Annotated in this window: 12 protein-coding genes; 5 read left to right on the top strand and 7 right to left on the bottom strand. The window is 67.6% G+C overall.

Features of this window, described 5'->3' with window-relative positions:
• Positions 1-613: 613 nt before the first annotated feature.
• The 3 genes from ACWGJB_RS49225 to ACWGJB_RS49215 form a co-directional block, all read right to left on the bottom strand.
• A complete protein-coding gene (locus tag ACWGJB_RS49225) occupies positions 614-1,360 on the bottom strand; it encodes a DUF2071 domain-containing protein (RefSeq protein ID WP_453386541.1) in 747 nt (248 codons plus the stop codon).
• Complete coding sequence (locus ACWGJB_RS49220; protein ID WP_453386540.1) at positions 1,357-1,689, bottom strand: metalloregulator ArsR/SmtB family transcription factor; 333 nt, start codon at positions 1,687-1,689, stop codon at positions 1,357-1,359. Before ACWGJB_RS49220 ends, ACWGJB_RS49225 begins: the two co-directional genes overlap by 4 nt.
• Positions 1,690-1,877: 188 nt before the next feature.
• Positions 1,878-2,213, bottom strand: a complete 336-nt coding sequence (locus ACWGJB_RS49215) for a helix-turn-helix domain-containing protein (RefSeq protein ID WP_453386547.1) — start codon at positions 2,211-2,213, stop codon at positions 1,878-1,880.
• A 142-nt stretch (positions 2,214-2,355) separates the two neighbouring features.
• On the opposite strand from ACWGJB_RS49215, the gene ACWGJB_RS49210 reads away from it, so the two are divergent.
• Positions 2,356-2,505, top strand: a complete 150-nt coding sequence (locus ACWGJB_RS49210; protein WP_453386539.1) for a hypothetical protein — start codon at positions 2,356-2,358, stop codon at positions 2,503-2,505.
• Between the two features lie 44 nt (positions 2,506-2,549).
• Here the strand turns inward: ACWGJB_RS49210 and ACWGJB_RS49205 are convergent, their stop codons facing one another.
• A complete protein-coding gene (locus ACWGJB_RS49205; RefSeq protein ID WP_453386546.1) occupies positions 2,550-2,924 on the bottom strand; it encodes a cupin domain-containing protein in 375 nt (124 codons plus the stop codon).
• Positions 2,925-2,992: 68 nt separating this feature from the next.
• On the opposite strand from ACWGJB_RS49205, the gene ACWGJB_RS49200 reads away from it, so the two are divergent.
• Positions 2,993-3,433, top strand: coding sequence for a MarR family winged helix-turn-helix transcriptional regulator (locus ACWGJB_RS49200; RefSeq protein ID WP_453386538.1), 441 nt, complete (start codon positions 2,993-2,995; stop codon positions 3,431-3,433).
• Positions 3,434-3,647: 214 nt separating this feature from the next.
• Positions 3,648-4,112 (top strand): outer membrane protein assembly factor BamB family protein, encoded by a 465-nt coding sequence (locus ACWGJB_RS49195; protein ID WP_453386537.1) that lies wholly within the window; start codon positions 3,648-3,650, stop codon positions 4,110-4,112.
• A gap of 287 nt (positions 4,113-4,399) precedes the next feature.
• On the opposite strand, the gene ACWGJB_RS49190 is transcribed toward ACWGJB_RS49195, so the two are convergent.
• The gene (locus ACWGJB_RS49190; protein WP_453386536.1) at positions 4,400-5,494 is read right to left on the bottom strand and encodes a hypothetical protein; all 1,095 of its coding nucleotides are present in this window, start codon (positions 5,492-5,494) and stop codon (positions 4,400-4,402) included.
• A 77-nt stretch (positions 5,495-5,571) separates the two neighbouring features.
• On the bottom strand, positions 5,572-7,224 hold the full coding sequence (locus ACWGJB_RS49185; RefSeq protein WP_453386535.1) for an IS1182 family transposase: 1,653 nt from the start codon (positions 7,222-7,224) through the stop codon (positions 5,572-5,574).
• Positions 7,225-8,000: 776 nt separating this feature from the next.
• Between ACWGJB_RS49185 and ltrA the strand changes: the two genes are divergently transcribed.
• Positions 8,001-9,365 (top strand): group II intron reverse transcriptase/maturase, encoded by a 1,365-nt coding sequence (ltrA, locus tag ACWGJB_RS49180; protein WP_453386534.1) that lies wholly within the window; start codon positions 8,001-8,003, stop codon positions 9,363-9,365.
• A 994-nt stretch (positions 9,366-10,359) separates the two neighbouring features.
• Here ltrA and ACWGJB_RS49175 read toward each other — a convergent pair.
• The gene (locus tag ACWGJB_RS49175; protein WP_453386533.1) at positions 10,360-10,542 is read right to left on the bottom strand and encodes a hypothetical protein; all 183 of its coding nucleotides are present in this window, start codon (positions 10,540-10,542) and stop codon (positions 10,360-10,362) included.
• A 432-nt stretch (positions 10,543-10,974) separates the two neighbouring features.
• On the opposite strand from ACWGJB_RS49175, the gene ACWGJB_RS49170 reads away from it, so the two are divergent.
• Positions 10,975-11,391, top strand: a complete 417-nt coding sequence (locus tag ACWGJB_RS49170; protein WP_453386532.1) for a hypothetical protein — start codon at positions 10,975-10,977, stop codon at positions 11,389-11,391.
• Positions 11,392-11,660: the final 269 nt, after the last annotated feature.

The following is an 11,660-nucleotide window of genomic DNA, read 5'->3' as shown; positions in this document are numbered from 1 at the left end:
TGGTTGTTTTTTGTGTGGGGGGGTCGTTTTTTTGTCTTCGCGCGTGGGTGGGGGGGGGGGGGGGGCGGGCCGGCGGGGGGGGGGGCGGCCCCCCCCCCCCCCCCCCACGGCAGGCAGTCCTTCGTCCGCCGCCTGGCCCCGGTGCGGGGGAGATGTGCGGCCGGCCTGACGCGGGCCCGTTGTGATGCGGTCCGTCCGGGCCGGGCCTGTGCCTGGTAGGAGCGCCGTGCTGGAGATGAGGCCTGTCTTGCCGGCCCGGCTTCGGCCGCGCGGGGTGTGAGACGCGGTCTTCGCCGATCAGGGCGCTCGTTGGTCTCGAGAGCCCCGAGTTGCACGGGAGGTCCTGCTGCCGTGCGCAACCGTCTAAAGGTCGCCCGGCCGGGAAGCCGCAGTCGTGCTCGTGCTCACCGTGATTGTCAGGGCAGCGTTTTCTGAGCGCTTCCCTACGTTGTTCTGCGGGACGTGGTGAGCCCTTCGTATGGTTGGCCTGCCCAGGGGTGCCGGGTGTGGCTGTGAGCGCTTTGCCGCTGGTGGCTTCAACTGATTGGCCGCCCGGCGCCCCACGATGACTCGGCTGCCAATTAGGAATTGCGAATGATCGCTCCGTAGGGAATCAGTTGGCGAGTTGAGCACCTGGCCCGGAGGCCATGACCGGCAGTGGCCGCCAACTGGCGGGGACGTCGCGCATGATCAGGGCGCAGTCCAGGGTGGCGCTCCCCGGCGGGAAGTGGTGGGGGTCGTCGAAGAAGGACGATTCGGCGCAATGGACTCGGCCGGCTTCCACGTGCCAGGCGTCGGTCCGCAGTTCCATACCGTCCAGGTGACGCCCGGAGCTGGTGGCCGAGAAGCCCTTCGCCCCGTTCCGAAAGAAACGGGAGGCCTCGGCAAGATCGGCGAAGAGCTCGCTGCCGTGCAGTTCGGCGGCCGGCTCGACAGTGACATCCACTCGGGTACCTCCGTCCCGTGTCGCCAGTGCGACGCGTATCTGAGCGGGCGTCTCGTGTACCTCGAAGTCGGCGCGGCCGTGTTTACCGGGGAAGAGCCGGCCTCCGGCCCAGGCGTTGAGCCGTGAGGCGGTGTCGCGCTGCGGGATGTAGACGCCGGTCTCGACTCCGCCCGGTCCGTCCCATTCGACGGCGATCCGGTGTGCCGCGTTCTCGCTTCGCAGCCCGAACGCTTGGGGTGCCCACACGGGCCGGACATGTGCCAGGCGCAGGAGGCAGATGCCCGCGACCGCGTGGCCGTGCACCAGTTGCGGGCGCAGTGGCCCGGGGAGCAGGCGTGCCGCGACATCCGGGGCGACCCGGTAGTTCACCAGCAGCCGCCGATCAATGACGCTGGCCAGTCGCGGCTGCCTCATGACCCCTCGCTCTGGACGCCGGGACGCCAGGTGGTGTGGCGCAGCACGATCTGCTCGGGGCAGACAGCGCTGAGGAACCGGCCGATGCCGGCGGCCAGGCGGTCCCCGGCCAGCGCGTAGAAGATCCGGTTGCCTTCCCGTCGCTCGGTGACCAGCCCGGCTCCCTTGAGCACGCCGAGATGCCGTGAGACGGAGGGCGCGCTGATCGCGAACCTGGCCGCGATCTCGCCGGCCGCGAGCTCACCGCCTCTGAGGTCCTCAAGGATCTGGCGCCTGGTCGGATCGGCGAGAGCACGGAAGGTTCCCGTCTCGTCCTGAGCTTCTGCCATGCATCCTGTTTAGCATCTTAGCTAAATATCTAACAAGGGGACCCGTGGCCTTCGCTGTCCGCTCACGTCGGCGCTGCCCGGATCTCGGATGAAGCTCCATGACCGGTAGTGCCAGGGCTTGAGCGCGTCCTCGCGCAGCCGGCGGCGCGCCGTGGACGCGGAGACGGCCTCGGTGATCCCGCGCGCGGTCATTTCGGCGGCCTGCTCCGGGCAGGGCCGGCGCGACAATGGCACGCCGGTTTCGGCGGGCAACTGACACGTCGGCGCCTTGGCCCCGGCGACCTGCACGGGGGTGAAACGGGCGGGGCGCCCGGAGCGTTTGCGGTCGCGGGGCGCCCCGGGCGTTTGCGGTCGTCCGGAGCCGGCAGCCCACCACGGGCGAACCGGCCCCGCCGGGCAGGGACCGTGTCCAGGTGAAGGCCCGTCTCGTGGGCGATGCGTGAGCGGGAGCGCCCCCGTGCCGCGTGCAGGAGGATCTGCGCACGGACCCGCAGCCGGTGCTCGGTCTTGTGGCCGTAGGCCATCTTCTTCAACCGCTCGCGCTCGGCGGCGGTCGGGACTGTCGGGCGGGCCGGGGCAACGGGCATGACGTGCCGGCCGATCGGAAGAAGTGGGTCACGACGGGTCGCACCCTGCCGCATCGGCTGATGCGGCATCATCCACGCCGTGCTTGATGACCTTGCTCTGGCCCGGCGGGCGGCTCTTGCCGGTACCGTCGTGAGCCTGCGCTGCTTCATCCGTGTACGCGCCCTCACCCGGCAGCAGACGACGCAGGATTCGGTGGTGACCGAGGCGTCGCTGATCCGGGAAGCGTGACCACAGGCCCTCTGTGGACTTCGTGACCACAGGCCTCTGTGGGCTCAATGAGTCCAGGGCGGTGTGATGGTGTGGCCGTCGGCCAGCTTGGCACTGAGCCCGGCACGTGTAGTGACCCATATGTGCGCGGGTTGGTCGGTCATGTTGGCAACGGCCAGCTCGGAGCCTGCCGGAGCCACCGCTGCGTCATCGACGCCGAGTTCGGCGCTCTCGCCGCCGATGGTGAGCCGAAGGCGACCGGACAGAACGTAGAACGTTTCCTCGTGACTGATCGTGTGGGCCGGAGCCGCCGTTTTGGCCGGGATCTCGCCGCGCCAGGCGGCGAGGTCCCGGCTCCCCGTGCCCGGACGGACATAGGAAACGAAGCGGGCACCGTGGAGCTCATGCACGACGGCCTCGTGACTTCGGATGAAGGGCATGCCAGCCTCCTTATAGACAAGAAACTTGTCCATAAAGACAAGCAGCTTGACGGCTTATAGTCAAGCGTATGGATGACGCTCTGGCCTTCTCCGCAGTCGTGTTGGCACTCTCTGGACAGTTGGTGCAGGAGATACACGCTCGCGTGTCCCGGCAGGGATTCGAGGACCTGCGGCCGGCACACGGCTTCGCCTTTGCCCGTATCTCCGTGGGCGACGCCACTACGGCCGACCTGGCCGGGCACCTGGGGGTGACCAAGCAGGCTGCCGCCCAGCTGGTCGAGGAACTGGTCCGCAAGGGATACGTGGTGCGGCATCCGCATCCCCACGATGCCCGCGCCCGGCTCTTGGGGCTGACCGAGGCCGGCTGGGCCGCCACTCGTGCCGCCGACCAGGCGGCCCGGGCAGCCGTCGCACCATGGCGGGAGGCGCTGGGCGAGGCGCGCTTCAGTGAACTCGTCGCCGACCTGACCCGGCTCACGCCACCGGGACCGATCCGCCCCGCCTGGTGAGCCGGCAAGTCACCGGCCTGGACGACCGCAGGTCCCCAAGGAGGAGCAAGGGCAACGGATTTGCGCATCCCGTGCCGGGGATGCGCAGTAAGTCGTGAATCCCGCTACCCCGAAGGACGTCCGGAGCTGACCGCGCAGTGAGCGCGACCGGCCGGCAGCCGCGGACATCGGCCTGACCGCCCGCTACGCCCCGGACGCCGGACCCGGCACGCCGGTGGCGGCCGACGGCGACACGGTGTCCTTCCTGCTCGACGGCCACAGCGTCACCCGCGTCACCAGGGCGGACGGAAGCATCGAACGCCTTCCCCTCAGGGATGCCCCAAAGGGCACTGCACGCACGCAGGGGGACACGCTCTACATCAGCCGAGCGGACGGCATGCTGGCCTCGTACAACCTCCGGACAGGCCGGCGAAACTGGACCATGGAGACGGGAGGCGAATCTCCCGTTCGCCCGGTGCTTGCCGGCGGCCGGCTGTACAGCTCGGCCATTGATGGGCGGATCACCTGTGTCGATGCTGCGACAGGAAAGACCTTGTGGCGCAGTGCTGCGCGACGCGACCCGAACTTGACCATCGAGAGTCCCATCGACGAGCGCCCTGAACCCGTGGTGCTGAACGGCGTGGTGTACGCGGGAGCCAGCACGGGATCCGTCTTTGCGGTCGCCCCGACCACAGCGTGAGCGTGCGTGAGGAGAAGAGCAGCCCATCCGCGAGACTGACGCCGTAGTCAGGTGGGCGCTAGGACGGTGCCGACTCGTCACGCACAGAACGACGCTGATGGCCGGAGTGGCAACCGGGGCGCTGAGTTACATGCGCGTGTGACTGAGCCCCCAATTGGCCACTCTGAGCGTCACAGTCGGCCGGAGGACAGCGATCGATTCGGGTAGCTGATAGCGGTTCGATTCGCTCCGCCGCAGGGCTCGGGCACCGGACCGGTCCCGGTTCAACCCCAGCGGTCCGCGCTTCGTCACGTGGCGGACAGGCTCCACGCGCCGGCCGAGCGCACTTGGTAGTAGCCGCTGCCCGGCCACTGGAACGTATGCTCTCCGGCGCGGCCTTCGGTCACTGTCGCCCAGTAGGCGAGGTGGTCGTCCAGGGCCTCCAACTGGATCAGGCTCGGCCCCGCGTAGTGCAGGACGCCCGGGCCCGGTTCCCCTCTGTAGTGCACGACATCCGATCCGGTTCCGTTGATCTCGCCGTGGAAGCGCGGGACTTCTCGCAGGGGGGCTGCAGTCGCCGTCCACGCCTCCCGGTCGCCGGCAAACACACGGAAGGCGATTGCCTTGTTTCCCTCCGGCAGGGGAATCCGGGCGGTGATGGGGGTGCCGTCGCTGGACAGCCGGTACAGGCGTGAGGAGCGCCCCTTCGTGCCTTCGAAGCGTAGGTGGACCCGTGTCTGCCCGTTGGTCGAGAAGACCATCACGGCCGGGCGGTACGACGGCATTTTCAGCTGATGGGTCTGCTCGCCGCTGCCTCCCTTCTCGCTGACCTGTGGCTGGGGAGCACGGGTCAGCGTCGTCGGGCGAGGCTTCACCTCGCGCGGCTGCGCGTGGACTCTGCTGCCCGGGCCCGGCTGTCTCGGAGTGCTTGGGCTCGGGTTCTCCGTCAGGCGGACCGCGTCCGCTACGCACACGGCGATGTTGCGGGCGGCACCCCCGGGAGGCGCCCAACTGACCAGCCGGGCGGACCGACCGTGCCGCGCGTCGAAAAAGCACAACGGCATGTGCTCCGGCAGTGATCGGCCGGCGATCAGGGCATCCAGACAGGCCAGCGCGTGCCTGCCCTCGTCCAGCGTGCGCAGGACATCGAGTGTGTCCGCCCGCATCCCGTCGCCGGTGACATCCCGCTTTGCCTGGTCGTATGCGTCGAGGGCACGCGCCAGCTCGGCTCGCATCCCATCGGTGGCGCCGGGCTGCCCGGGGCTGAAGGAATGGACGTCGAGAGCCTCACCAAAGGCGGTGATCTCGGCCTCGATCTCGGCGAGCGCCGACTCGTCGCGTCCGCGCCATGGCCACAATCGGCGCAGCCCCCCACCCGCCCCTCTACGCATGGTCGTAATCATGCCGCACAACCCGGCAGGCACGTCCTGGGTTCAGCGGCTGAGGGCCAGACTGGTCAACTTAAGTGCTCTTCTCTGAACTAGCTTGACTCTGTCGGGGATCTTGGAGTTGCCGAGGTCAACTGCCCAGGGTTCGCCAGGACTTCGGCCGGGGTATCTCGAGCTGGTCGAGGTAGTCCTGGAAGGCAGTCGGCCGGCGGGGCGTGGGTGCTTCCTCGGTCGGCGGCAGTCCGCTGAGGCGCTCGATGTTGACGGCGATGGCCGTCAGGACGTGCTGAATGTGGGCCCTTTCCCTGTCCTCGGTAGCGGCAGCGTCGCATGCCGTGTCCGTGGGCGAACTCGTTGACCGTGCCCTCCACTCCGGAGCGGACCGCGTAGCGGGTCTTCCACTCGGGCGTCTGCTGCTCGGTGCGGACGCGGAGTTGCAGGTCGCGGAGTTCTCGTGGGGGAAAGCCGACGGTGCGGGTGCTTTCGCGGGAGGTGGTGCACTGGGCGCGGGCCGGGCAGGGCTGGCACTGGCTCTTGGTGAACCTGGCCACGATCAGCGGGGCCGCGGTGGGTGAGGAGGTCGGGTAGGGGCCGTGCCAGCCCTGGCTGACCTGGCCCTGAGGGCAGGTGACCTGCTGGCGGTCGTAGTCGATGTGGAAGTCGTCCCGGGCGAAGCCCTCGCCGCGGCGGTGTTGCCGGGTGGGGTTGCTGCGGAGTGGCCCGGAGACGGTGACCTGGTGGTCACGTGCGGCTTGTTCCAGGTGGGGCAGGGAGGTGTAGCCGCTGTCGACCAGGTGCTCGGCGGGCAGCAGGCCGCGGTGGTGCAGGCGGGTGTGGATGCCGGGCAGGACCTGGCTGTCGTGGGTGGTGGCCGCGGTGGTGGCCACGTCTGTGATCACGTTGGGGCCGTTGGGGGCACAGGTCTCGGTCAGGTGAGCGGAGAACCCCTTCCAGCTGATGATGTGTCCGTGCCGTGCGTAGCGGGCCGAGGTGTCGTAGGGAGAGACGATCGCCCGGGACGAGGGCGGCAGCCCGGGCCCGCCTTCCGTCTCGGCGGTGCGCCAGCGCAGGTGTCCTGCGGCGTCACGGTGGTAGTTCTGCACCATGATCTGGCGCAGGGCCTGGATACGAGGGCCGGATGTCCGGTCTGCTCCGTGCCGGTAGAGGTGTTCCAGGAGCCGGACGGCGTCGTTTCCGGTGGCGAGGATCCTGGTCTTGGGGTTGGTGGGGTTCTTGCCCAGGCGGACCGCTCGGCCGTAGCGGCGCCCCCAGTCCTCATCGACCAAGTCGTCCAGCAGGTGAGGGAAGGTACCGGCGACTTCTTCCAGTGCGGCGCGTACCGCCTCGGTGACCAGCTCCAGGCGGGTCAGGTCACGCACCGCGGCCAGGACATGGGTGGAGTCGGTGCGCTGCGTGGTGCGCTCGCGCACCAGGCCGGCCTCCTTCAGGCGGGCCAGCGCGAGGTCGAGCAGACGGTCGGCGCGGTCGTCCTGGGCGAGGCGCTCGCGGAAGTCGGCCAGCACACTGTGATGGAAGCCAGGGTCGTCCAGCTCCATGGCCATCGCGTAGTTGAAATCGATGCGGCAGCGGACCGCCTCGGCCGCCTGCCGGTCCGACAGACCGAGCAGGAACTGCAGCACACAGACGGTGGCCAGTTGAGCAGGCGAGAGACCTGGACGCCCGTCCCGCGGGTACCAGTCGGCGAAGTCCTTGTCGCACCACAGCCCATCCAGCCGGTCGCGCACCCATATCGCCGTCGTGCCGCCCGGGTTGCTCGCCCGCGCGACCTGCGCAGTCAGAGGCGGGACTTGCTCACCGGAACGCGGGCGGAGGGACAACGGGCACCTCGACAGCTGCATCGGTCAACGGAACTACCCGAGCATGCCCCTTGACCATGCTGCCGCACCGCGAAACTCCAAGATCCCCGACAGAGTCAAGCGTACGTCCAGCAGTCCGGGCATCTTCCCAGTTCAGAAGGGGTGTGAACGATGTAACCGGACGTTAAGTTCAGGGTAGCCAGCCGGTGCAAGTCCGGTCCGGGGAGACGCCAGGGTCCCCGGTAGCTGACTCCCGGCGTCGCTCGAAATGGTGGCGTCGAAGTGGAGTGACAAGCGCCTCTCGGGGGCGTGCAACCGACCAGTCCGCAACATGAAGTGAAGCCTGCAGCGTCGTCATTTAACCCCCGCCCGCGGGCGGGCCAAGGAGGAGCCGAGCCTGTGCTTGATTGGCGAAGGCCACGGAAGACGATCTCGGACCTGGAGCGGTCGTCGAGGAACCTCCCGGCGTAAGGGGCGTGGAATGGTCGGAAGGTTGTCCTGGGAACTGGAGAGAGCCTCCTCGGCCCCGGTATTGCGGCCCGGGAAGCGTGGCCTTCCTATAACCGGAAGAACCGGGAAATGGCGGGTTGCCGAGAGGCAGTCGGAGGGGGTCGTAGTAGTGACGATCGGCGGGACAACACAACCCGCTGGGAGCGAAGGGCCCCTGCTTCATCGATGCGATTCGAAAACAGGGAGGGACCCGGATGAGTGCCGTTTCGGCTAGTTCCATCCGCCGGGAGGAATGCGTCGCAGGACCGGGCCGCCGTCCTCTGGACAAGGTCCGAGCTCTGCAACGGACGCTTTACCGCTGTGCCAAGCTAGAACCCGAACGCCGGTTTCACGCCCTGTATGGCCATGTCCACCGCATGGACGTCCTTCGGCGGGCGTGGGCCGGTGTGTGCGCAAACCGGGGTGCCCCCGGCGTGGACGGCATGACCGTCGACGCGATGGAGACCCCGGGAGTGGATGCATTCCTCCAGGACCTTTCGCAGAGACTGCGGGCGCATACGTATCGTCCGGCAGTACTGCGACGAGTCCAGATTCCCAAACCCGGGCGGCCGGGGGAGTTCCGGCCGCTATCGATCCCCACTGTGGCGGACCGTGTGGTGATGGCGGCTGCGAAACTGGTCCTTGAACCAGTATTCGAGGCCCAGTTCACCGAGGCGAGCTACGGATTCCGGCCGAAGCGGTCCGCGATCGACGCATGCGAAGCCGTGCGCGTCGCCGCGAACCAGCGGCGGGAGTGGGTGCTCGAGGCCGAAATCCGCGACTGCTTCGGCACGATCGACCATGAGGCGCTGATGGCTCAAGTGGCACGGCGTGTGGTGGACCGGCCGATGCTGAAGCTGATCCGGGCCTGGCTACGGATGGGAATCCTGGAGGGCGGGGTGACCTCGCCTACCGGGGCAGGAACCCCTCAGGGCTCACCGATTTCCCCATTGCTGGCAAATATCGCGCTGCACGTTCTCGACGAGGCGTGGCAGAACGAAGGATGCCGACTGGGGGTGCTGGTGAGATACTGCGATGATTTCGTAGTCCTGTCGCCGACGGAGCAACGGGCCGAACAGGCCCGTGAATTGGCGGCACGAGTGCTGGAGCAGCTCGGGATGCGATTGCATCCCGAGAAGACCGGCATCGTCCGCCTCACCCGAGGTGGGCAGGGCTTCGACTTTCTCGGCTTCCACCACCGGAAGATGGAATCGTGGAAATGGCGGGGCAGGTACTACTTGCAACGCTGGCCCTCGGCCAGGGCGATGCGGGTACTGCGGGACAAAGTCCGTGCGGCGACCGCTCGTTCGAAGACTGAGCGGCCGGTATCCGCCGTGGTCGCCGATCTCAACCCGGTCCTGCGGGGCTGGGCGGCGTACTTCCGTAACGGGAACTCCGGACGGAAGTTCAACGTGGTCGACGGCTATGTCCACGAACGGCTGGCGATCTTCGCCAGCGCGAAACACAGACTTGCGGGCAGGAACTGGACCACCCGATTTACTTATGGGTGGATCACCCGGCTCGGTGTCTACCGCCTTGCCGGAAACGTGCACAGGGCAACGGCGCATGCCAGCCGGTGAACGATGTCGGAAAGCCGTGTGCGGGAGAACTGCATGCACGGTTTGAAGCGGCGGGGACTGGAAACGGAGCATCAGCCACCGCGCCAGTCCCCGACCCTACTAGTAGCCCGGCGCCGCTACAACACCCTTCGCTGCTGTCCGGACTACCTCATCGATTGCGCTCTCCCACAGCGTCCTGGATCGCGGCGCGAGCTGGTGGCTTCTGGATGTCGTGCGGAGAACGCCGCGACACTGCGCGCCCTCGGCGTGGCTTCCCGCCGCCCCGCGAGCAGGGACTTTCCGGCGCAGTTTCTTCGCGCTCTCCGTGTGACCAGCAGTCAGGCATACAGCGCCCTTCGAACGTTGGCCAGCCCGATGCCGGACGCATGTCCATTGAAGAGTGGAGGGATAGGCGTGTCAGATAACCTTCGCGGGGTTCCATTCTCGGGCCATGCCGCGAGGGTTTGTCAGCCGCGCCGACACGGAGATCATCAACGCGTTAGCCAAACGTGGTTACGACGTGAGCCCATACCAACTGGAGCGTTGGCGACATCTGAGACTCGAGCCAGGTCTCCAGGGTGCGGAGGCGTCGCAGGTCCGGCGGCAGGGCGTTCGCATGTTCGATTCTAGGCGGTAGGCTGGCCACTGGCACCGCAAAGGGGAGCGACACGCGGGAGTAGTATGCGGCCTGACCTGCAAGCTCTCGCATTCCTCGGCATCGACCCCGCCCGCCTCACCTCGGCACCGGCCGGATCGCTGCGGATGACCGGCTACCGGACCCGCATATACCCGCACTCCCCGACCCGAGCACGCTGTTCCAGTTGCGGGGGAGCCAGCCGCCGCATCCCAGATCGTCGACGGACCAGGCCTCGGCCTGCGATGACACGACTCGTGCCGCACCTACATGATCGCCGAATCCAAGCTCGAATGGCTATGGCATGCGAACGCTGCATCCTCGACTAGCAAGGCAGGGCCGAGTCGTCCTCCTGTGTGCCAGGGACGGGCCTCGGCTCGCCTACGAGCGCCGGATCCGCTGTTCTACGTCGTGTAGGTGCTCGAGGGCCACGGCAATCAGAGCGGCCATGATGGCGTGCTTCGGCTGCCGGGTGGCGAAATGCAGTTCCTCGAGGGCCGTGGCGAGCGCGTTAGCGGACTCCTTCGGCATGTACCACGAGCGGCGGTCCATGGATACGTCCATAGCGCCGCAGCTTACGGCTCGTACAGGTGCGCGAAGTGCGACACTCCGGTGTTACGTCTAAAGCGCCGTGCACTTTGACTCGCACAGGTGCGAAAAGTACCAGAAGTGCGAGAAGTAGCACAGATGTAATAACTGAGTGACCCTCAGATCGTCGACGCTCCGTTTGACTTGTGACGCTGCGTCGACTAAAGCGGAGTAAAGGGGAAATACCGTCCACTAGTTCTTTCGAGGTGATACGTCGTGGCCGCAAAACATCACGTTTCTCCGACTAGGAGACGACTCATCGCTCTTAGCAGTCCGGCCTTGCTTGCGGGTAGCCTTCTCGTGGTGACGCCAGCTGTCCAGGCTGCGGGGCACCAACAGGCTCCGCCCACTGCCGCTCGGCAGAAGGATCCTCCGCCCGCCCCGCACTCGCAGACACTCTGGGGTGGCATGTACGGCGGAACGCCAGGTGACTCGACCGGGCCCGGCTACGGTGGCACGGGCTCGGTCCCGAAGCCCCCCGACTGGGTGCCGGGTAGCAAGCAGGACCCGACGCCGACGACTCCGCCGACCACCCCGCCGAAGACCCCTCCGACGGACTGGCCGCCGACGACTCCGCCGACCACCCCGCCGAAGACCCCTCCGACGGACTGGCCGCCGACGACTCCGCCGACGACTCCGCCGACCACCCCACCGACCAACCCACCGGCGACGTATCCGCCGACGTATCCGCCGCCGACCTACCCGCGGCCCAAGCCGAATCGGCACTCCTCGGGCAACAGGTGGGGCAAGACGAACGTCAAGGTCTGCACGACCTATTGGAAGAACGGCGTCAAGTACAAGACCTGCTCCTACAGCCGGAGATAGCGCGCCCTGGCTGCAGATGAGCAGGCCGACTGCTCGTGCAGTCGAATGATTCGAGGTGTTAGGGCTCGCACATGTGCGGCAGCCCCGGCCGATTGTGGCGCGGGGCTGCCGTGCTAGTACTCCAGCAGCGTTTCGCTATCTGGCCTGGTCAGAGGCATCGTCCGGAGTGTAGTGGGCTGATGGTGCGTCGGGGGGGGGGGGGGGGGGGGGCCCCCCCCCCCAAACAAAACAAGAAAAAGTAGGTGCGGGGGGGTGTGGCCCGCCCCCCC

It is taken from the genome of Streptomyces sp. NPDC054813 (genome assembly GCF_053611365.1).
The sequence above is the reverse complement of the archived record's forward strand: the minus strand, read 5'-3'. Positions and strand labels throughout refer to the sequence as shown.